Raw genomic sequence first — 19597 nt, 5'->3', positions numbered from 1 at the left:
CCTGCTAGAAATCGTCCATGTCGATGGAGGCTTTCCGCGGCGCTTCGGGCTCGTGCTCTGGCAGGTCGACCGTGTTGATCTCCGGGACCTCCTCTTTGACGACCTGCACTCTGGCCAGCTGCTCCTCGACGTCAAGCTCCAGCCCGCTGGAGGTCATCACGAAGCCTTTGACAACGAGCTTGCCCTCATGGATCTCCCGGTGATGGTCACGGCAGAGGGGAACGAGATTGTGGCGGTGGTTGACGGGCACATGGCCGATGAACCCGCGGGCATCCGCACTGGACTGGTGCGCGATATGGTGCACATCTTCCGCCTTCGCCCCGCAGATGACACAGGTGGTGACGTAGAGGTCCTTGTTGTACTTGCTGGTGCGCTTTTTCACCAGCAGCTCCAGTTCGTCAAAGTCGTTGGAGAGGCGCTTGCGGATCCGGTTCGCCGCCTCCAGAAACTCCGAGTCCATGTGCAGGGAGCGGGCGAACTCCAGGCCGTAGACGCTCGAACCGCTGCCCGACTGCAGCACGCGGTTAAAGACAAGCTTGTCTTTGACCGCATCATACTCCACGCTCAGGTGCAGGTCGACGACATTCTCCAGCCGCCGCATCTCCTCCATGTTGGCCAGCTGGTGCAGGTGGGTGGCGAAGAGGAAAAGGGAGCGCAGTTTCGCCAGTTTCATGATCGCGCTCGCGACGATGGCGACGCCGGAGAGCGTCTCCGTCCCGTGCGAGATTTCGTCGCCGAGGATCAGCGACCGTGTCCCGGCGCGGTTGAAGATGTTCTTGAGTTCCATCATCTCGACGGCAAAGGTGGAGAGCCCCTTTTGCAGGTTGTCGCGGGAGACGATCCGGGTAAAGAGCGACTCAAAGAGCGAGAACTTCATCGACGACGCCGGTACGTAAAAACCGGCTTGTGCCATCAGCACCGCCAGCCCGACGCTCTTCATCAGCGAGGATTTCCCGCTGGAGTTGATACCGTAGAGCAGGACGCCGTTGACATCATGGCCGTCGTGCACGGCGGGATCAAGCATGACCGTTTCGGGATAGGGAAGATCCATGTAGGCGCGGTTGCCCATGACAATGTCGTTGGGCACGTAGATCCCCTGCCGCTCCTGGATCTCGATGAGCGGGTGGCGCAGCGCCATGAGCTGCAGGAAGTTCTCGTCCTCATGGACATCGACGATGGTCGGGCAGGCAAAGTTGTACTGCTGCGCCGCCCGCGCGGAGGCGACGGCCACGTCGAGGTCGGCCACGTAGCCGATGATGCGCTCGAACAGGAGCGTATAGCGCCGCTCGAAGGTGCGCTGCAGGGCGATGAAACGCTCCTTGACCAGGGCGACGATCTTCGCCTGGTTGCGCATGATCTTGTCGGAGAGCTGTTCGGTCAGCTCCGAGGTGATCTTGACACTGTTGGTGAGCCGCTTGACGCTGAAGTCGCTGAAACAGACCGTCTCGTTTCCCAGGTCGACGCTGCCGGAGGCGAACTCCTTTTCGATCATCGCCCAGCGGGTCCGGCTCATGGAGATGTAGTGCCCCTCCTTGTCCAGGACCCCCAGGGAGACATAGCCGCCGCTCCCCGCAGCCGCCCCCTGCTCGCCGAGCATCCGTTCCATCGCGTCCATGATGATCGCGAAATTCTGCAGCATCCGGGCGTTTTCGTCCACCAGTGCGTCCACCTGCACGTCGACACCCCGGCGCAGGAAGTTGTCGTCAACGGTGCTGACGGTAAAACGGCGCGACACCTCCAGGTCGATGCTCTGCTCGATGTCGCGGATAAAAGTGTCGACCTCCTGCTCGCTGAAGGGGGTCTTGATGAGCTTGTGCCGTTTGACGAACTCCATCAGTTCCCGGATGCCGACAAGCGAGGCGTGGACATAGTTCATCTCGAAGGGGTGCAGGCGTGCCAGGGCGATCCGGCGGTGGAGACGCTCGAGGTCGTAGACCCCCCGAAGGGCATCGCCGAGCATCCGCACGTGCGGCATCACCCGGTCGATCAGCCCGTAGCGGCGCTCCAGCTCGCTGCGCTCCTGGATGGGGTTGAGCAGGCGCTCCTTGAGCAGGCGCTTGCCGATCGCCGTCACGCTCTTGTCGACGAGTTTGAGCAGTGTCATGTCGCTGCGGTCTTTGGAGATGACGGCCAGCTGTTCCAATGCATTGTTGCCCAGGTACATGTAGCGCGTATTGTCGATCATCTTCGGCCGGGCAAGCTTCTGGATGATGTGGTAGTCGTGTTCGATGACGAAGTGCACCAGCGTCGCCAGCGCTTCGGAGACGAAGGGGTGGCGCTCCAGGTCGAGGTGTTCGATCGGCGACAGTAGAGACTGGATCTGGTAGACGTTTTCAAAGAGTTCGTTCTGGTAATCGATCTTCGGGCGTTCGTGGTTGACGCTGTAGGCGTAGTGCTCGCTGATCTCCAGGTAGCGGATCACCTCTTTCTGGTTCTCCACCCCCTCCAAGAAGGTCAGTACCACCTCTGTCGTCCGATAGATGTTGAGCAGGTTGAAGACCTCGTCCAGCGCATAGGTGGGGTCTTCGCTCGTGCCGTAGGTCTCGTAGAGCCAGGTTTTCCCCGTCGTCACGTCGATGGCCGCATAGCCGACGCTGTAGATATCTTTGTGGCGGTCGATCAGCAGGGAGACGATGTAGTTGTCGTCGTTGTCAACGGTATGGTCGAAGTTCGTGCCCGGGGAGATGATCTGCCCGATGAAGCGACTGAGCTTCGGCGGCACCCCCTTCTGGCGGATGACGATGATCGTATAGCGCTGCTCCTGGATCAGGCGGCCCAGGTAGCGCTCGAACGAGACGGAAGGCACCCCGGCAAGAAAGGGGTTCTTGACGCTGTTTTCGGCAATGTTCTTGTTTTTCTTGGTCAGCTGGATGTTGAGCAGTTCGGCCATCTCCTTGGCCTTGCCCACCTGCATGTCGTCATTGTTGACCTCGTAGACTTCGTAAAAGGTGCCGATCTCCATAAAGACGACCGTATCGCTGCCGTACTTCTCTTCGAAACGGCGCTGCAGGTCGAAATAGACCTCTGTCAGCAGGCGGTCTTTGCTGTTGAGAATCCCATCAATCTCGCTGTGTAGCACGACATAAAACCCTTGCGATGACGTTGTTTTTGTAAGGAAAGATTATAGCTAAAACGGCTTAGGGGGAGTTGGTTGTAGAGGGTGGCGGCGTGCCGCAGCACGCCACCGTCGGAAGCGAGAGGTCTTAGAAGTCGCCGATAGCAGCGCGTGCCGGGATCTCGTCCATTGCTTTTTTGACGCTGAGTGCCATTTTGAGCATATCAGCCGGGAGCTCGTAACCGCCGTGGATCGCCAGTGTCATGTCCATGCTGACGAGCCAGCGCTCACCGTTGCCGTATTCAACCAGCATGATACGGCACGGCATGAAACCGCCGTAGTAGCGTGAATAGTTCAGGAAGACTTTCGCGATCGGAAGGCTACACAGGGAGAAGATACGCGCGTGCTTGACTTCGGTCGGTGCCGCATCGTCTTTTGTGTACATCTTGATGTCGCCCGTGACGCGCATGTTGTACTCTTCTGCCAGTGATTTGATCGTCTCGGCGACATCGTCGTTCGCGATATCGTCTTTGACCAGCCACTCCTGCATCATAGCTCTTGCCGGGTCACCGTACTCAGTGACTTTCGTGAACATGTTGTCGTAGGCATCCATTGCCTTGTCGTCCAGTTTGTACTGTTGCGTTACCGCGGTCCATCCCATGTGCATTGTCGAACAACCACTGATCATGAAGGTCATCATGATTGCAGCTACTGCTGTCATTACGTTTTTCAACTTACTACTCCTTGTAAACAATGTGATAAAATTGTACTATCAAAAAATTAAATAACTTAGAGGAAATCGAACTTTTTTGATTTTTTTATACAAAAACTGTGTAGAAACCGCTCAACCCAACACGTGTTTGGGCAGGACCACGGCTTTGAAATCCCCCGAAAACACTTCCGTTTCGCCACAAAATGCATTTACCGTGATCTTATATTTTCTGCCGTCGCTTTCCATACACCGCGCTTTGAACAGCAGGGTTTCCCCCACGCGTGTCGGGGCAAGAAAGCGGCAGCTGCTCCCCGCCAGAACGACGGTCGGTTCATTGACGGCCGCCATAGCCGCGTAGTCGGCTGCGCCGAAAACGAAGCCGCCGTGCACCAGCCCCTCTTCATCCGCCGCCATGACCGGCGTCGTCTCCAATTCGACCGCCGCATACCCTTCGTTCAGGGTAATGACAGTCCCGCAGAGGCCCTTGTCTATTTTAAGGTGGGTGTTGAGCATCATGCTTTGGGCTCCTTTGTCAGTCGGACGTAGACCCGTTTGGGGGCGGGATACCCCTCGACGGTTTTGGAGGGGTCTTCGGGATCGAGGAAATCTTCCAGGCTCTGTCCCTCGATCCACTCCGTTTTGCGCTGCTCTTCGGGGGTCGTCACAGAGGTCTCCAACAGCTCAAAGCCGCTGAAGCCTGCCCGCAGACACCAGTTGCGCAGCGCGGGGACGGTGGGGACGAAGTAGATGTTGGGGATCTTGGAGTACGCCCCCGCCGGGCTGAGGCAGATCTCCTCTTCCCCGTCGATCATGAAGGTATCGAGGTAGACTTCCCCGCTGCTCTCAAGCCCCTTGTAAAGCTGCTTAAGCATCGCCACGGGATCGCTGCGGTGGTAGAGCACCCCCAGGCAGAAGATCGTATCGAACTTCTCTTCGTACTGCGGCAGGTGTTCGACGCCCAGCAGTTCATAGACGATCTCCGTCTTCGCGAAATGGTTGATAAAATCGAACTGGGTCTTGTAGAGCGCCGAGGGGTCGAACCCGACCAGCTTCGCCGGGGCATCCTCCTGCATTCGGAAAAGGTAGTAGCCGTTGTTGCAGCCGATGTCCGCCACCCGCTTCCCCCGCAGGTTGAAGTGGGGACGGAGCAGGTTGTATTTCATAAAGCTCTGCCACTCGGTATCGATGAAGAGTCCGAAGAGTTCAAACGGCCCTTTGCGCCACGGCATCATCATCCGTGCGACCGCTTCGATCTGCATATGATCGATCGTTGCTTCCGTACTCAGGCGGACCGTATCGCCGTAGCTGCAGGCCGTCTCGATCTCCGGGAGTGCCGCGAGTGCCTCCCGCAGCGGGGCGATGTTTTTCCATCCCATCCACGCTTCGCGTTCGCGGCGGACGGCATCGAGAGGAGAAACCGTCACGTTCAAATCGTCCCGTTTGTCTCGGCTGAAGGGGCCTTCTCCTCCTGCGGCGCCGCTTTGGTAGCGTTGTCGTCGCTGAAGATTTTCTTCACCTTGGAGACGGCATCGGTCACCGCCTTGTCCATCTTCTCCCCGAAGCTCTCGCCGGCCTGCTGCTGCATCGCCGCGATCTGCGCCTTGAGGGTTTCGATCTCCGCGGCCTGCTCCGTGACCGTCTCGTTCATATCCGCCAGCTCGTCGCGCGCGTCGGAGGCGGCTGCTTGTGCCTCCGTTACCGCCGCCACGTTGACACCGTAGCGGTAGACGAGCTCGCCGCCGTCATACCCCTGTTTGACCATAAAGCTGATGAACATGATAAGCGTCACGATCAGTGCCCCGCGGGCCCATTTCTGCGCCAGCAGCATCGCCACCAGTTTGAACGCCAATGGAATGAGCAGCGCGTAGACGAGGTAGGTACCGAGCATCTTGTGCGCGCCCAGCGCTTCGCGCGCCTCATCGCCGAGCAGTTCGAAGGCTTCGCTGCCGTCCGCCTTGCCGGTGAAATAGGCCGCCACATAGAAGAGTACCGACAGCAGCAGCAGCCCGAGCGACGAGAGGCTGAGCGCACGGCGCTTGAAACCGAGGTTCGCCAGCTCCAGGAGCAGGACGATGATGGGCAGTACGAGTGCGAAATGGATGATGACCGGGTGCAGCATCGCCGGCACCTCGAACGGCAGTGTCAGGGGGATGGAAATCTGGGGTAACTGCATGAAAACTCCTTGCTGACCTAGGCCCTTATGAGACGCATTTTAGCCATCTTTCGCTAAAATCGGCCTCATGCGTATCGAGAAAAAAGCGACTTTAATCTCCAGTACAACGGCGGGTGTCCTCGTCCTCTTCAAGCTGGCCATCGGGATCGTCAGCGGTTCGGTTGCCGTTTTGGCGTCCGCGATCGACTCCCTGCTGGACCTTTCGGTCTCCATCTTCAACTTTTTTGCCCTCCACCAGTCCGAGCGCAAACCGGACGAAAACTTCAACTTCGGCCTGGGCAAACTCGAAGCGGTCGCCTCCGTTGTCGAGGGGACCATCATCTCCATCTCCGGACTCTTCATCCTTTACAGCGCGATCGACAAGATCATCACGCCGCGGGCGATCGAGTACATGGAGGCCTCGATGGGGGTCATGCTCTTTTCCATCATCCTCACCGGCGCGCTGGTCCTCTTTCTGAACCACGTCGCGAAAAAGAACAACAACCTCGTCATCCGTGCCGACGCGCTGCACTACAAGACCGACCTCTTCACCAACGGGGCGATCCTCCTTTCTCTGGGGATCATCCACTTCAGCGGCTTCGAGCTGATCGACCCGCTGCTGGGGATAGGGATCGCGATCTACATGATCTACTCCGCTTTCCCTATTCTCAAAGAGGGGCTGATGATGCTGCTGGATGTCTCTTTGAGCAAGGAGGAGATCGCCCGCATCACGACGATGCTCAACCGGCTGCAGAGGATCAACGGCCACCACCATCTGCAGACACGGCGGGCGGGCAGCGACATCTTCGTCTCCGTCCACCTCGTCTTTGACGACGCGACCTCCCTGCTCGACGCCCACAAGGTCAGCGACCAGGTCGAGAGCATGATGCGGATGCTCTTTCCCAACGACAGGGTCCACCCCTTCATCCACACCGATCCCTATGACGATTCGGACATCAACGAGATGGAAGTCGAACAGCTCTACGCCACCTAAACAGCCGGACAGCCCCTGCCGTTCGGTGTTGCTGAAAAAAGCGTTAGAATTACACTACATTACTTTTGGAGGATAAAAATGAAAAAATTGTTTTTGACGACCACTTTTGTTGCGGCGGCCCTGCTGGCCAACCCCTATGAGAGCAAACCCGAGGAGATCGCCGCCGTCAAAGCCACCGGCCAGAAGGCTTCGGCCGCCCTGCTCAAAAGCCTCGGCGGCAACCTTCAGAAGCACCTTCAATCCGGCGGCCCGATGGAGGCCTTCGGGTTCTGCAGCGACCACGCCTATACGATGACGGAGGTCGTCGACCAGTCCATGGGCTCCGATGTCAGCGTCAAGCGCATCAGTCTCAAGTACCGCAACCCGGTCAATGCACCCCAGGGGAGTGAAAAAGCGATCCTCGAGTCCCTCGAAACCCTTCAGGCCAACGGGGTCGTTCTGCCCGACGAGGTCGTCGAAGTCATCGGGGACGGCGTCTACAAATACTACAAGCCGCTGCTGATCAACAAAGAGGCCTGCCTCAAATGCCACGGCGACATCGACAAGCTGCCGGAGCTCGCCAAAGCGATCCGTGAACGTTACCCCGAAGACAAAGCGACGGGCTACCGCATGAACGACCTGCGCGGCGCGGTCGTCGTCACCGTCAAGCACTAGGCTCCGCCTACTTCTCCTCGAAGCTCTCCGCGCTCATCGCGTTGAGCCGCCGCTCCAGCCGACCGATCTCGTCGAGCAGTTGCTTCGAGACCCCTTCGAGCTGCTGGAAATACTCCTTTGCCAACGCTTTGTCACTGTCGGAGATCTTGGGTTTCATATTGAAGAGTTTGCTGAAAAACGAGCGGTTCATCTCCCCGAAATAGAGTCCGAAAATCTTCAGATAGGTGTCGTGCAGCGTAAAATGCAGGGTTTCGATCGTACTGAGGCGGTCCATGCCGGGAATCGCATGCAGCTTCTGTCCCTCGCCGTAAAACCACTGGCCGAACTGGCAGTCGGTACTGTCGACGGGGATGGCGTCCTTTTCCACCGGAAGCCCCCCGACAAGAGCCTTCGCACGGTTGACCCATTTGATGTGCGCTGTTTTAGCCGCGCTGAGCTGTTCAAGCGTCTGTGCTTTATCCATCGATACGTTCCTTGGCGTCATTCGGTTCACTAAAAACCGATCTTAAAATGCAGCGGGCATTCTAGCACTGTTTAATAACATTTTCCGTTTAAGAAACGGACACAGTTACCGTGTTTCAGCGTGCGTACTCCACGCTGCGCAGTTCGCGGATGACGTTGACCTTGATCTCGCCCGGGTAGCTCACGCTCTGGGCGATCTCGTCGGCGATCTCCTTGGCCAGCAGCGCCGTTTCGTCGTCGCTGACGACTTCGGCATTGACAATGACGCGCACTTCGCGGCCGGCATTGATGGCGTATGCCTGGCGTACGCCCGGGTGGCGCGACGCGATCTCCTCGATCTCCGTCACCCGTTTGAGGAAGCTCTCGAGCACCTCGCGGCGCGCGCCCGGACGGGCGGCGGAGAGGGCGTCGGCCGCACAGACGGCGGCACACTCGATGGAGTCCATCTCCTGCTGGCCGTGGTGGGCGAAGATCGCATTGATAACGATGGTATCCTCGTCATACCGGCGGCACACTTCGGCGCCGAGGTCCACGTGGCTCCCTTCATGCTCATGCGTCAGCGCCTTGCCGATATCATGCAGCAGTCCGGCCCGCTTCGCCATCTTCGGGTCCCCGCCGAGTTCCGCGGCGATGATCCCCGCCATATTGGCGACTTCGAGGGTGTGCGCCAGGGCGTTCTGCCCGTAGCTCGCCCGGTAGCGCAGCCGCCCGATCAGCTTCATCAGCTCCGGGTGCATCGGGCCGACGCCGGTTTCGAAGACGACCTCTTCGCCCTCGCGGAGGATCTTCTCCTCGTACTCGGCCGTCACCTTGGCGTGGATCTCCTCGATCCTTGCGGGCTGGATGCGCCCGTCCTCGATGAGGAGCTCCAGCGTGCGCGTCGCGATGGCGCGGCGGTAGAGGTTGAAGCTGCTCACCACGATCTCCTTGGGCGTCTCGTCGATGATGATATCGACGCCCAGCACCATCTCCAGGGCCTTGATGTTGCGCCCCTCCTTCCCGATAATGCGCCCCTTGAGCTCGTCATCGTCCAGGTGCACGACACTGATCAGGCGCTCCGAAGCAAACGTCCCCGCGAAACGGCTCGTCGCCTGGGCCAGCAGGAAGTTGGCATGACGCTCGGCCTGCTCCCGCGCCTCGGTCTCGTAGCGGCGCACGATGTGGGCAATCTCGTCGCGCGAACGCGCCTCCACCTGGGAGAGCAGCAGCTGGCGCGCCTCCTCCTTCGTCATACCGGCGCTGCGCTCGACGGCACGGATCGCCTCGTCCGTCCGGCGTTCGAAATCGTTCTGAAGCTGGATCAGCGCTTTCTCGCGGCGCTCGACGGCCAGCCGTTTGCTGCCGGCCACTTTCAGTTCATGTTCGACCGCTTCTCGCTCCTGGCGGACAAAACGCTCCAGGTCCTTTTCGCGGCGGGACATGCTCGATTCGCGTTCGGCCATGTCGTGTTCGGCACGCCTTACGGCGTCCTCGTAGCGGTGTTCGGCACGCTCTTCGGTCTTGCGCGCCCGTTCCGACGCGCTGATCAGCAGGGCCTCCGCCTCTTTTTCAATCGTTCTTGCTTTGGCTTTCGCCTGTTCCGTATAAAAATCCAGGTGGGCGCTCGTGATCTTTTTCGAAATGAAAAAGCCCACCACACCGCTAATCGTGGCGATCGCGCCTCCGGAGAGTATTTCGTTTATCATGTATCGTCCCCGCTGCTTCGTAGCGGGCCGACGGTGTCAACAGCACATCAGCCGAAACATCGTAATCATCGCAAATTTTCTCGTTTGTCATACACTCTTCGAGTTGAACAAAGATCGTTTTTGGTTTTCTGTTCAATCGGGCAAAGAAACGGTCGTACATCCCCTTGCCGAATCCGATGCGGCGTGCCTGTGCGTCAACCCCGACGGCTGGCACCACAGCTATATCAATCTTATTAATGTTTCTGTTACTGTATCCCGGCTCGTAAATCCCAAATTTTTTACGGTACATCGGGTATCTAAATGGTACCATCCGGAAGCTTGCACCGACCATAAAAGGCAGATAGACGTTCCACCCCTCCCGGCGCAAGCGATGCAGCAGCGGCCGCAGGTCCGGTTCGCTGCCAAGCGGCCAGAAGAGCAGGATGTCTCTCCCGCCCGTTGTACGCACCTCCGCATAGAGGGCATCGCAGAGCCGTTTATCCCGCTCGAGCCGGTTGTGTTCCCAGACCGACCGCTGCTTCTCCAGGCAGATGTCGCGGAATGCGGCTTTCGTCATGATGCACCTCGTTCGAAACCACCTCCGCGGCCCGGACAATGGGGCTTTACCGGAGATGGGTTATAATATCGGCCATTTTAACAAACAGGTATGAAAATGATGGTAAAACAGTTTACGATAACCGCACTTGTCGCCCTGATGATGCTCGGCGGCTGCAGCGACAGCAAAAAAGGCGGACAGGAAAGCGACGCGGAAACGCTGATCGCCAAGACCGTCTACACCCTCAACGACATTAATGGCTCGAGCTACGAAGTGACCAAATCCGGGACGGACTTCCGTATCAGCGGCATCCCCGAACCGGTCGTCGTCTACGACATCTTCGCCACCTGGTGTCCGCCCTGCCGCGCCGAGGCGCCGCACCTGAGCAGCCTGCAGAAAAAATTCGAGGGCAAGGTCAAGATCATCGGTGTGACCATCGAAGAGGGGAACGACAACGCCTATTACGCGCGTTTTGCAGAAGACATCGGTGTGGAATACAGCCTCGTAAACTCGCCTGACAACCAGAAGTTCTCCCGTGCCGTCGCCGGCGCCATCGGGGTCGGGCAGGACTTCCCCATTCCGCTGATGGTCGTCTACAAAAACGGCCGGTTCGTCAAATACTACTCGGGTCTCGTCCCCGAGGAGATGCTCGAATCCGACCTGAAAGCGCTGGCGGAGGCACAATAGACCATGCTCGGTTTCTTCAAAAAAGGGCTCCAGAAGACCGCGGAGGCGATGAAAAGCGTCGCCCCGAAAAAACGCAAACGCATCCCAAAGGATGAACTCGAGGACATTCTGCTTGAAGCGGACGTCGAATATGATCTCATCGAGATCATCATGCGCGAGCTCTACACCGACGACGTGACCCGCGAACAGCTCGAATCGAAGCTGATGGCGACCCTCGCCTGGGCGAACTATGAAAAGCCCGACCATGAAAAGCCCTTCGTCGACCTCATCATCGGGGTCAACGGCGCCGGGAAGACGACGACGATCGCCAAACTCACCCAGCACTACATGAACGCGGGGGAACGGGTCCTGCTGGGGGCCTCCGACACCTTCCGCGCCGCGGCCATCGAACAGCTGACCCGCTGGGCCGACCGCCTGGGCGTCCCCATCGTCTCTTCGCGCCAGGGGCACGACCCCTCCGCCGTCGCCTACGACGCCATCGAATCGGCCAAGGCGCGCGGTTTCGAGCATGTCATTATCGATACCGCCGGGCGGCTCCACACCCAGACGAACCTCTCCGAGGAGCTCAAAAAGATCGTCCGCATCTGCGACAAGGCGCATGCCGGTGCCCCGCACCGCAAGATTCTCATCATCGACGGCACCCAGGGCAACTCCGCCATCGCGCAGGCCAAGGCCTTCAACGACATGGTCGACGTCGACGGCATCATCATCACCAAGCTCGACGGCACGGCCAAGGGGGGATCGATCTTCTCCATTGCCTACGCGCTGCGCCTGCCGATCTTCTTCGTCGGCGTCGGCGAACAGCCCGATGACCTCGTGCCTTTCAACAAGTTCGAGTTTATCGACGGCTTCCTCGACCCGATTTTTGAGGCGGAGGCCTAAACACCCTTCTGACACTGCGTCATAGTATGGCCGCCCGCGCCGGCGGTATGCTATGCTTTCCCACACAATACGGATATACGGAGGCATCGTGGCCAAGAAAAAATCCCTCTTCGAATGCCAGCACTGCGGTTTCACCTCGGCCAAATGGATGGGCAAATGCCCAAACTGCGGGGCGTGGGACTCTCTCGTAGAGCTCAGTGACCAGCAGCAGGAGGTATTGAAACAGACCGCGTCCTCCGTCATCGGCAAGTCCAAGGCACAGCCCATCAACGAGATCGCCCATACCGAGGTGGAGCGTTTCAGCTCCGACGACGTCGAACTCGACATGGTCCTCGGCGGCGGGGTCGTCCCCGGATCGCTGACGCTCATCGGCGGCAGCCCCGGTGTGGGCAAGTCGACCCTGCTGCTCAAAATCGGCGCCAACATCGCCAAGGGGGGCCGCAACACCCTCTACGTCACCGGCGAAGAGAGCGAAGGACAGGTCAAACTGCGCGCCAACCGCCTCGACGCCAATGCCGACAACCTCTACCTCCTCAGCGAGATCCGTCTGGAGCAGGTGCTCTCCGAACTGGCCCACCGCAGCTACGAGTGCCTCATCATCGACTCCATCCAGACCCTCTACAGCGAAGCCGTCACCTCCGCCCCCGGCTCCGTCACCCAGGTGCGCCAGATCACCTTCGAGCTGATGCGTATCGCCAAGGAGCGGCGCATCGCCATCTTCATCATCGGCCACATCACCAAAGAGGGCTCCATCGCCGGGCCGCGGGTGCTGGAACATATGGTCGACACCGTGCTCTACTTCGAAGGGGACAGCGCCCAGGAACTGCGGATCCTGCGCGGTTTCAAAAACCGCTTCGGCCCCACCAGCGAGATCGGCGTCTTCGAGATGCGCAACGAGGGGCTGGTGAGCGCCAAGGACATCGGGTCGCGCTTCTTCGACAAAAACCGTGCGCAGAGCGGTTCGGCGCTCACCGTCATCATGGAGGGGTCGCGTCCGATCATTCTCGAAGTCCAGGCCCTGGTCAGCGAGTCGCACGCCTCCAACCCCAAGCGCCAGGCGACGGGCTTCGACACCAACCGCCTCAACATGCTCCTGGCGCTGCTCGAGCGCAAACTGGAGCTCCCGCTGAACTCCTACGACGTCTTCATCAACATCACCGGCGGGATCAAGATCAATGAAACCGCCGCCGATCTCGCCGTACTCGCCGCGATCATCAGCAGCTTCCGCGACCGTACCGTTTCCAAGGAGACCGTCTTCATCGGCGAGGTCTCCCTGGTGGGGGACGTGCGTGAGGTCTTCCAGCTCGACACCCGGTTGCGCGAACTTTCCATGCACGGCATCGGGAAGGCACTGGTGGCCAAAAAGCCACAGCAGAGCCACGGCGTGAAATGCTACGCCGTCGACGAAGTCACCAAATTAATTGACTGGATGTGAGCAGCCGCTCGGGCCGCTCAAAGAGAGAAATTATTTGACCGGCGTGACGGTCGTCGTGATATCGCTGGACGTTTTCGTCTTGATCATTGACACTTTGTCGCCGCTTTTGACGCTCATATCCATCACAGATTCCGTCTTCAGCGCCAGGACCTGCAGCAGTTTGCTGTCATAGGTCATCTTCCCTTTCCCTGCTCCGCTGAGTCGGACCGCTTCCCCGTCCGTACCCGGCGCGGGGGCGTACTGCTGCACGATATCAAAGTAGGCGTTGGAACCCTTGATCTTTGTCAGGGTATATTCGGTCGTCAGCACGATCTGGATCGGCGCCGCCCCCTGCATCGGCAGCGTAACCGGCACCTGCTGCGTAAAGTGTTCGCCGACCTTGAGCGGTTTTTCCGGGTATACGGGCGTGGCCATGGCATTGGCAAGGGCCTGTTTCACCCGCCCCTCAAGCTCCGGGGTGATCCCCTCCCCCTTGACAGTTTCGATGACGGGTTTGGCGCCTTCCAGCGTGCCGGTCACTTCAAACTTTTTGTGCGAATCCTGGGCACCGCGGCTGCTGCTGGCCTTGGCCGCCGTTTCCAGGCTTCCGGAGAAGGGGAGTTTTCCACTCTTTGCCGTGCGGCCCGTTTTCAGGATCTTCGTCATGGCCTGCGTCTGGTTGACTTCCATCGGCAGCTTCACACCCGCCGCCGCGATCTGATCCATCGTCTCCTTCGACCCCTTGATGTCGAACACGTTGACCGTCACCGTTTTCGTCACCGTTTTGTAGAGCTGCTGTTCCTGCTGTTTCACCTTCAGCGTCACGCTCGGTGCCGCCTGCGCCTGCAGGCCCGAGAGCAACATCACCGTCACCAGAATACTTCTGAACATCCCGCCATCCTTTGTCTCGTCATTTTCGGTACGCGCCCGGCGCCCGAATCCGTTGCGGCCATTGTACTCAAACCAACTTTAACGATTACGGACGGTTTTTTAAATTTTATTCCGCATGCAGCTTTTGTGTTCTCAGATCAACAATTTGAAATAGGTCCGAACCGTGTCCTGAAAAACTGCGCAACAGATTTGAAATCTTTATACAAAATTTATATTATCCGGCTATCATCACTCCCTTATGACGGAGAAGAAGTTGACGATCATCACACCGAAGCGGTTCTGGTTCATTTTCCCCTTTGCAGCCATGCTTGCCCTGCTCTCGTGGACCGTCTACTCCCTGAACAAAGAGGTCTCCTGGCAGGTCGTCGACGAGGTCAGCGACCAGCTCAGCCTTTCGCTCCGTACCGAGCTGCGCAACGAAAGGGAGGATGCCCTGCGCTTCGCGCTGATCCTCTCCGAGAACGACACGCTGCGAAACGCCCTCAAAGAGGATGACGACGAGACCGGTTTCGCCCTGCTCAAACGGATGATCCAGACCGTCCAGCAGAACACCTCCGAGCTCGTACGGGCCCAGATCATCACCGCGGACTCGCGGCTCTTCGCCCGCAGCTGGGATGCGGACAACCTCTTTTCGGGCATGCCGCTCGACACCTACCGCCGTGACCTCGAAGAGATCATCCTCCATAAAAAACCGCGCGCCTCCATCGAAGTCGGACGGCGGCTGGGGATCAAAGCAACGGTGCCGATGTACGAAGAAGGCGAGCTCATCGGTTTCGTCGAGGTGCTGAAATTCTTCGACGCCAGTACCGACTTCTTCCACAAGTTCGGCATCGACCTCTACGCACTGCTCGACGACAGTTACTACAACACCGCCGTGCTGATGCAGAACAACCCCTCCGTCGCCTGGTACCTTGTCGGCAACCGCCGCTACAACAACGTCAACCTCAAGGTCCTGCAGCGCCTGGACATGAAACAGCTGCGCAAAGAGCGCGTCATGCTCCGGGAGAACAAATACATCTTCTTCGAGCCCATGCACAACGGCGACGGCGAGACCATCGGCGCCTTCGTCTTCGTCATGCCCAAGCAGAGCATCGACCACTTTGCCCGCACCGGGGAGGACCTCTCTTTCCTGCTTGCCTTTTCGCGCAACAACCTCTACGACATCGTCAAGAAAGAGCAGTACGACAACAAGGTCTACCACAGCGGCTACGACAAGGCCCTGCTCTCGCTCAAGGACACCGTGCCCGAGGAGGACCGGGAACTCTTTATGGAGGAGGCGCGCGACGTGCTCTCTTCCTACACCAAAGAGGAGCTGATCGCGCTGATGCTCCACTACAAACTCGCCCGCAAGATCGAAGGAGAGATACGATGAAAATTCTGTTGCTCGAAGACGAATACGCCCTGCGCGTCAGCATCGAGGAGTTTCTCGAAGATCTGGACTTCACCGTCGAGACCTACGCCAACGGCGACGACGCTTTCGACGCCGCCTGCGCGGCCCACTTCGACCTCTTCCTCTTCGACGTCAACGTTCCCGGCCTCAGCGGCTTCGAACTGCTCAAAACCCTGCGCGCCGAGGGCAACGAGACCCCCGCCATCTTCATCACCGCCCGCACCCAGACCAAGGACCTCGAAGAGGGGTACAAGCGCGGCTGCTGCGACTACATCCGCAAACCCTTCGACCTCACCGAGCTGCAGCTGCGCATCGAGCATGCGCTGCGCAGCTACTACTACAAGCACAGCGAAGCGATCGAACTCGCCCCCGATCTGCACTACGATACGAAACGGATGCAGCTGAGCTACAAAGAAGAGCCGATCACGCTGAGCAAGACGGAGAATGATATCCTGGAGGTCCTGCTGCGGCACACGAACCAGGCCGTTTCCATGGCGATGTTCCAGGACGAGGTGTGGGGCGAATACGTCGACCCGGCCAACATCCGCGTCCAGATCAACAACCTGCGCAAAAAACTGCCCGCCGACATTATCAAGAACCGCCGCGGGGTAGGATATATCATTGAAAGATAGCCAGTACGCCCTCAAAAACGCCGCGCTCTACACGGGACTGATCACGGTGATCCTGCTCGCCCCGCTCTACGTCTACACGGTCTATATGAAGCAGATCCACGGGATCCAGAACGAACTGATGCTCAAACAGCACGCCTCGCGCATCATCAGCGCCATGGAGGAGTATGACGAAAACCGCGACAACTACTTCGAGTACCCCCGCTTCAAACGGATCGTCTCGGGGCTTTACGACCTGCACTTCAAACCGGTCTTCACCCTGATCGATTTCCCGATGGAGCACTTCGCCGCAGGCTACCACATCGACGAAAGCCGCAGCGCCTACCTTATCATCCCCCTCCCCCGCGAACGCTATTTCGGTGCGGAGTATCTCATCGTCGCCAACCACCTCAATTACGCGCCCGTCTACGAGCGCGTCGCCGTGATCCTGATCGCCATCGTCGTCCTTGTCTTTTTCCTTTCGCTGCTCTTCCTGCAGCGTTTCGCCCTGCCGTTCAAACGCGTCAATCAGAAGCTGGACAACTTCATCAAAGACACCGTCCACGAGATCAACACCCCGCTCTCGATCATCAACATCAACATCGACCTCTACAACCGCAAAAACCCGCAGAGCAAATACCTGCAGCGCATCAAAGCGGCCTCCAAGACCCTCTCGAACATCTATAACGATATGGAGTACCTCATCAAGAACCGCCAGATCGTTTTCGAGTACGACGACATCGATGTCAGTGCCTTCGTGCGCGAGCGGATCCTCTACTTCAACGAAGTCGCCGCCATGAAAGGGATCACCATCGCCTCGGAAATCGATGAAGGGGTGATCCTGCACTTCAACCAGACCCAGCTGCAGCGCATCATCGACAACAACATCTCCAACGCCATCAAGTACTCCCACGAGAACAGCATCGTCGAGGTGGCGCTTAAACAGTACGACCACCGCTGCGAACTCACCTTCAAGGATTACGGTCTCGGGATCGAGAACACCGAGAAGATCTTTGAGCGCTACTACCGCGAAGAGACCGGAAAGGGCGGTTTCGGCATCGGGCTCAACATCGTCAAGGCGATCATGGAGGAGGCCGGCATCGCTCTCGAAGTCACCTCCGCACCGCAACAGGGAAGCACATTCACCTACGTTTTCCCGCCGGAACTCTGCCAAAAACCTGCTATTTAAACAGGTAATAAAACTTTTTTCTCCCCGCATCAAAAATCTTTATATTTTTTTACATTGTTTTTACATTCCACCGTTACAATTTTCGAAACCAAGCAAGGAGAAACACGATGAAGAGATGGCTGCTACTCAGTACAACCATCGGTCTGGGTGTGGCGTTCGCGTCCAACCTGTCCGATGCCATCGAACGCCCCGAAGCGGCGTCGATCATCCAGAAGGATCTGTTCGGGCCGGCCAAGGCCTACACGATGCCGGCAGGATGTATCACGGACGACAAGGACGCGATCGCACGGGGCGCCTATATTTTCCATAACCTCAATGGAGAAAAAGCCAAAGGCGACCTGCCCGCGGGCCTGACGAAAAAGAATGCGGACGGCTCGCCGAAGCAGTACGGCAACTGTGTCGCCTGCCACAATATCGAAGGGGCCAAAGGCGCCGGGAATATCGGGCCGGACCTGACAAACTATCACGCGTTTTTCATTGAAACGGGTACCCGCGACAATCCGTTCGTCTACCAGAAGATTGCCGATGCGCGCGTCGACAATCCGAACACCCATATGACGATCAACCTCACGACCGGTCTCTTTACCGAACGTGAAATCTGCGATATCACCTCGTATATCGTTTCCATCAAACACTAAAGGAGAACCCTATGCAAAGAAGAAGCTTCTTACAACGTATCGGACTGGCCGCAGCGGCCACGGCAGCAACCGCAACCCTCACCCCGCAGAGCCTGCTCGCGGCGGAAGCGCCCAAAGGGCCCAACACGATGGATATCGATACAGCCCTCAAGGCCATCACCGGCGGCAAGGCCGTGACACCTTCGAAGAAAGTGCACCTCAAAGCCCCTGAAATCGCGGAAAACGGCGCCGTCGTACCCGTTACTATCGAGGTAGACTCCCCGATGACCAACGACGACTACGTCAAGGCAATCCACGTCTTCGCGACGAAAAACAGCAACGTCCGCTGTGCCGACATCATGCTGACACCGGCCAACGGCGCGGCGATGTTCGCGACACGGATCAAACTCGGCAGCTCCCAGGACGTCCTTGTTGTCGCCGAAACCAGCACCGGCGAATTCCTCAGCGCAAAGCAGAGCGTCAAAGTCACGATCGGCGGATGCGGCTGATCGCCGCGCAATACCCGAGCAACAACATAAAAGGATAGACAATGGCAGAAAGAAAATCACTGATCAAGATCAAACCGAAAAAGTTTAAGAGCGGCGACATCGTCAAGGTCAACTTCATGGTCATGCACCCGATGGAAACCGGGATGCGCAAAGACAAGAAGAGCGGCAAGATCGTCCCCGCCGATTACATCACGGAGGTGAAGTTCTTCTACAACGACACCCCCTTCACGACGATGCAGGTCTGGGAATCCGTTTCGACGAACCCGGTCTTCACGATCAACTTCAAAGTACCCGCCGCAGGGACACTGAAAGTCGTCTACAAGACCAACACCGGCGAAGTCCAAGAGCAGTCGAAAAAACTCAAACCGAAAGGCTGAGCCATGAAAGCTACATCAATCATTGCAGCCACCCTGCTTCTCGGCACGCTGGCCATCGGCGGTGAGCAGTTCGCCATGAGCGACGCCGACCGCGCGCTCTATGCCGAACTGCTGGAGAACAACCCCGCGGAGATGGACGTCCAATGGGGCGGCGAACTCGTCGAAGAGTACTGCGGCGGCGACGCCGGCCTGGCAAAGTTCATGGGCGTCTCCGAAGCGAAACTCCCCGAATACATCTCGGGCTTCCCGCGCTACATCAAGCCGTTCGACGCCGTCCTCGGCGTCGACCAGGTGATGCAGGCGCTGATGGCCAAGAACGGCCACAAACCGTTCAAGCTCAGCAGTAAAGAGATGTTCGCGATGCTGGCCTACGCCAAATCGCTGGCAAACGAAGAACCGGTGCGTGTCGACGTCAACGCCAACCCGCAGATGCGCGCAGCCTACAAACTCGGCGAGGAGGTCTTTATGACCGCACGCGGCGGGCGCGGGCTTTCGTGCAACAGCTGCCACTCGGCCGACATCATCGGCTCCGTCCTGCGCACACAGCCCCTGCCGGATCTCGGTGAAAACGCCGCCGGCGCGACCTGGCCGGCCTACCGGATGACCAAGTCACAGCTGCGGACGCTTCAGCGCCGCTTCCAGGGGTGTATGGAAAACGCCCTTCTGGCGGTGCTGCCGATCGGTTCGGACGAGATGGTGGGGCTGGAGGTCTACGTGACCAATCTGGCCAAGGCGAAGAACAAAACGATCGCCATCCCCGGTCTGAAACGCTAAAGGAAAGCAG

Annotated in this window: 21 protein-coding genes; 12 read left to right on the top strand and 9 right to left on the bottom strand. The window is 58.4% G+C overall.

Annotated elements, in window-relative coordinates:
- Window positions 1-4: 4 nt before the first annotated feature.
- From WCX18_RS03885 to WCX18_RS03865, 5 genes are all read right to left on the bottom strand, one after another.
- Window positions 5-3079 (bottom strand): HNH endonuclease, encoded by a 3075-nt coding sequence (locus WCX18_RS03885; protein WP_345989775.1) that lies wholly within the window; start codon window positions 3077-3079, stop codon window positions 5-7.
- Window positions 3080-3203: 124 nt separating this feature from the next.
- Complete coding sequence (locus WCX18_RS03880; protein ID WP_345989772.1) at window positions 3204-3788, bottom strand: DUF302 domain-containing protein; 585 nt, start codon at window positions 3786-3788, stop codon at window positions 3204-3206.
- A 111-nt stretch (window positions 3789-3899) separates the two neighbouring features.
- Window positions 3900-4283: a hotdog domain-containing protein gene (locus tag WCX18_RS03875; RefSeq protein ID WP_345989769.1), complete on the bottom strand. Its 384-nt coding sequence runs from the start codon at window positions 4281-4283 to the stop codon at window positions 3900-3902.
- Window positions 4280-5143 carry a tRNA 5-methoxyuridine(34)/uridine 5-oxyacetic acid(34) synthase CmoB gene (gene cmoB / locus WCX18_RS03870; RefSeq protein WP_345990756.1) on the bottom strand — a complete coding sequence of 288 codons (864 nt, stop codon included), beginning with the start codon at window positions 5141-5143 and terminating at the stop codon, window positions 4280-4282. The genes WCX18_RS03875 and cmoB overlap by 4 nt, the downstream gene beginning before the upstream one ends.
- A gap of 50 nt (window positions 5144-5193) precedes the next feature.
- Window positions 5194-5940 carry a DUF2231 domain-containing protein gene (locus WCX18_RS03865; protein WP_345989766.1) on the bottom strand — a complete coding sequence of 249 codons (747 nt, stop codon included), beginning with the start codon at window positions 5938-5940 and terminating at the stop codon, window positions 5194-5196.
- Window positions 5941-6007: 67 nt separating this feature from the next.
- Here WCX18_RS03865 and WCX18_RS03860 point away from each other — a divergent pair, with 67 nt between their 5' ends.
- Window positions 6008-6913, top strand: a complete 906-nt coding sequence (locus tag WCX18_RS03860; RefSeq protein WP_345989764.1) for a cation diffusion facilitator family transporter — start codon at window positions 6008-6010, stop codon at window positions 6911-6913.
- 78 nt (window positions 6914-6991) lie between these two features.
- Window positions 6992-7567: a DUF3365 domain-containing protein gene (locus WCX18_RS03855; protein ID WP_345989761.1), complete on the top strand. Its 576-nt coding sequence runs from the start codon at window positions 6992-6994 to the stop codon at window positions 7565-7567.
- Window positions 7568-7574: 7 nt separating this feature from the next.
- On the opposite strand, the gene WCX18_RS03850 is transcribed toward WCX18_RS03855, so the two are convergent.
- The 3 genes from WCX18_RS03850 to WCX18_RS03840 all read right to left on the bottom strand — a co-directional run bounded on the left by WCX18_RS03850 (window position 7575) and on the right by WCX18_RS03840 (window position 10270).
- Window positions 7575-8030 (bottom strand): CZB domain-containing protein, encoded by a 456-nt coding sequence (locus WCX18_RS03850; RefSeq protein ID WP_345989759.1) that lies wholly within the window; start codon window positions 8028-8030, stop codon window positions 7575-7577.
- Between the two features lie 115 nt (window positions 8031-8145).
- The gene (rny, locus tag WCX18_RS03845) at window positions 8146-9714 is read right to left on the bottom strand and encodes a ribonuclease Y (RefSeq protein WP_345989756.1); all 1569 of its coding nucleotides are present in this window, start codon (window positions 9712-9714) and stop codon (window positions 8146-8148) included.
- Complete coding sequence (locus tag WCX18_RS03840) at window positions 9671-10270, bottom strand: 5-formyltetrahydrofolate cyclo-ligase (protein ID WP_345989754.1); 600 nt, start codon at window positions 10268-10270, stop codon at window positions 9671-9673. The genes rny and WCX18_RS03840 overlap by 44 nt, the downstream gene beginning before the upstream one ends.
- Before the next feature lie 90 nt (window positions 10271-10360).
- On the opposite strand from WCX18_RS03840, the gene WCX18_RS03835 reads away from it, so the two are divergent.
- From WCX18_RS03835 to radA, 3 genes are all read left to right on the top strand, one after another.
- Window positions 10361-10936, top strand: coding sequence for a TlpA disulfide reductase family protein (locus WCX18_RS03835; protein WP_345989751.1), 576 nt, complete (start codon window positions 10361-10363; stop codon window positions 10934-10936).
- Window positions 10937-10939: 3 nt separating this feature from the next.
- Window positions 10940-11818 carry a signal recognition particle-docking protein FtsY gene (gene ftsY, locus WCX18_RS03830; RefSeq protein ID WP_345986273.1) on the top strand — a complete coding sequence of 293 codons (879 nt, stop codon included), beginning with the start codon at window positions 10940-10942 and terminating at the stop codon, window positions 11816-11818.
- 88 nt (window positions 11819-11906) lie between these two features.
- On the top strand, window positions 11907-13253 hold the full coding sequence (radA, locus tag WCX18_RS03825) for a DNA repair protein RadA (RefSeq protein WP_345989749.1): 1347 nt from the start codon (window positions 11907-11909) through the stop codon (window positions 13251-13253).
- 30 nt (window positions 13254-13283) lie between these two features.
- Here the strand turns inward: radA and WCX18_RS03820 are convergent, their stop codons facing one another.
- Window positions 13284-14123 (bottom strand): hypothetical protein, encoded by an 840-nt coding sequence (locus WCX18_RS03820; RefSeq protein ID WP_345989747.1) that lies wholly within the window; start codon window positions 14121-14123, stop codon window positions 13284-13286.
- 253 nt (window positions 14124-14376) lie between these two features.
- Here WCX18_RS03820 and WCX18_RS03815 point away from each other — a divergent pair, with 253 nt between their 5' ends.
- From WCX18_RS03815 to soxA, 7 genes are all read left to right on the top strand, one after another.
- Entirely contained in the window at window positions 14377-15495 is a 1119-nt protein-coding gene (locus WCX18_RS03815) for a cache domain-containing protein (protein WP_345989745.1), read from the top strand.
- Entirely contained in the window at window positions 15492-16145 is a 654-nt protein-coding gene (locus WCX18_RS03810) for a response regulator transcription factor (protein ID WP_345989744.1), read from the top strand. The genes WCX18_RS03815 and WCX18_RS03810 overlap by 4 nt, the downstream gene beginning before the upstream one ends.
- On the top strand, window positions 16135-17310 hold the full coding sequence (locus WCX18_RS03805) for a HAMP domain-containing sensor histidine kinase (RefSeq protein ID WP_345989742.1): 1176 nt from the start codon (window positions 16135-16137) through the stop codon (window positions 17308-17310). Before WCX18_RS03810 ends, WCX18_RS03805 begins: the two co-directional genes overlap by 11 nt.
- Window positions 17311-17417: 107 nt before the next feature.
- Window positions 17418-17948 carry a sulfur oxidation c-type cytochrome SoxX gene (gene soxX, locus WCX18_RS03800; protein WP_345989740.1) on the top strand — a complete coding sequence of 177 codons (531 nt, stop codon included), beginning with the start codon at window positions 17418-17420 and terminating at the stop codon, window positions 17946-17948.
- 11 nt (window positions 17949-17959) lie between these two features.
- A complete protein-coding gene (gene soxY, locus WCX18_RS03795; RefSeq protein ID WP_345986264.1) occupies window positions 17960-18436 on the top strand; it encodes a thiosulfate oxidation carrier protein SoxY in 477 nt (158 codons plus the stop codon).
- Window positions 18437-18477: 41 nt separating this feature from the next.
- Window positions 18478-18813, top strand: coding sequence for a thiosulfate oxidation carrier complex protein SoxZ (gene soxZ, locus WCX18_RS03790; RefSeq protein WP_345989738.1), 336 nt, complete (start codon window positions 18478-18480; stop codon window positions 18811-18813).
- 3 nt (window positions 18814-18816) lie between these two features.
- Entirely contained in the window at window positions 18817-19587 is a 771-nt protein-coding gene (soxA, locus tag WCX18_RS03785; RefSeq protein ID WP_345989735.1) for a sulfur oxidation c-type cytochrome SoxA, read from the top strand.
- Window positions 19588-19597: the final 10 nt, after the last annotated feature.

Source organism: Sulfurimonas sp. HSL1-2 (assembly GCF_039645565.1).
GTDB classification, from domain to species: domain Bacteria; phylum Campylobacterota; class Campylobacteria; order Campylobacterales; family Sulfurimonadaceae; genus Thiomicrolovo; species Thiomicrolovo zhangzhouensis.
The sequence above is the reverse complement of the archived record's forward strand: the minus strand, read 5'-3'. Positions and strand labels throughout refer to the sequence as shown.

What these genes read in the sequence shown, in the direction of transcription:
- rny (WP_345989756.1), bottom strand. Translation starts at nt 9,714, where the DNA reads ATGATAAACGAAATACTCTCCGGAGGCGCGATCGCCACGATTAGCGGT.
- WCX18_RS03860 (WP_345989764.1), top strand. Translation starts at nt 6,008, where the DNA reads ATGCGTATCGAGAAAAAAGCGACTTTAATCTCCAGTACAACGGCGGGT.
- soxY (WP_345986264.1), top strand. Translation starts at nt 17,960, where the DNA reads ATGCAAAGAAGAAGCTTCTTACAACGTATCGGACTGGCCGCAGCGGCC.
- ftsY (WP_345986273.1), top strand. Translation starts at nt 10,940, where the DNA reads ATGCTCGGTTTCTTCAAAAAAGGGCTCCAGAAGACCGCGGAGGCGATG.
- WCX18_RS03850 (WP_345989759.1), bottom strand. Translation starts at nt 8,030, where the DNA reads ATGGATAAAGCACAGACGCTTGAACAGCTCAGCGCGGCTAAAACAGCG.
- WCX18_RS03855 (WP_345989761.1), top strand. Translation starts at nt 6,992, where the DNA reads ATGAAAAAATTGTTTTTGACGACCACTTTTGTTGCGGCGGCCCTGCTG.
- WCX18_RS03875 (WP_345989769.1), bottom strand. Translation starts at nt 4,283, where the DNA reads ATGATGCTCAACACCCACCTTAAAATAGACAAGGGCCTCTGCGGGACT.
- WCX18_RS03835 (WP_345989751.1), top strand. Translation starts at nt 10,361, where the DNA reads ATGAAAATGATGGTAAAACAGTTTACGATAACCGCACTTGTCGCCCTG.
- WCX18_RS03865 (WP_345989766.1), bottom strand. Translation starts at nt 5,940, where the DNA reads ATGCAGTTACCCCAGATTTCCATCCCCCTGACACTGCCGTTCGAGGTG.
- WCX18_RS03840 (WP_345989754.1), bottom strand. Translation starts at nt 10,270, where the DNA reads ATGACGAAAGCCGCATTCCGCGACATCTGCCTGGAGAAGCAGCGGTCG.
- soxZ (WP_345989738.1), top strand. Translation starts at nt 18,478, where the DNA reads ATGGCAGAAAGAAAATCACTGATCAAGATCAAACCGAAAAAGTTTAAG.
- WCX18_RS03820 (WP_345989747.1), bottom strand. Translation starts at nt 14,123, where the DNA reads ATGTTCAGAAGTATTCTGGTGACGGTGATGTTGCTCTCGGGCCTGCAG.
- soxX (WP_345989740.1), top strand. Translation starts at nt 17,418, where the DNA reads ATGAAGAGATGGCTGCTACTCAGTACAACCATCGGTCTGGGTGTGGCG.
- WCX18_RS03810 (WP_345989744.1), top strand. Translation starts at nt 15,492, where the DNA reads ATGAAAATTCTGTTGCTCGAAGACGAATACGCCCTGCGCGTCAGCATC.
- cmoB (WP_345990756.1), bottom strand. Translation starts at nt 5,143, where the DNA reads ATGGGATGGAAAAACATCGCCCCGCTGCGGGAGGCACTCGCGGCACTC.
- soxA (WP_345989735.1), top strand. Translation starts at nt 18,817, where the DNA reads ATGAAAGCTACATCAATCATTGCAGCCACCCTGCTTCTCGGCACGCTG.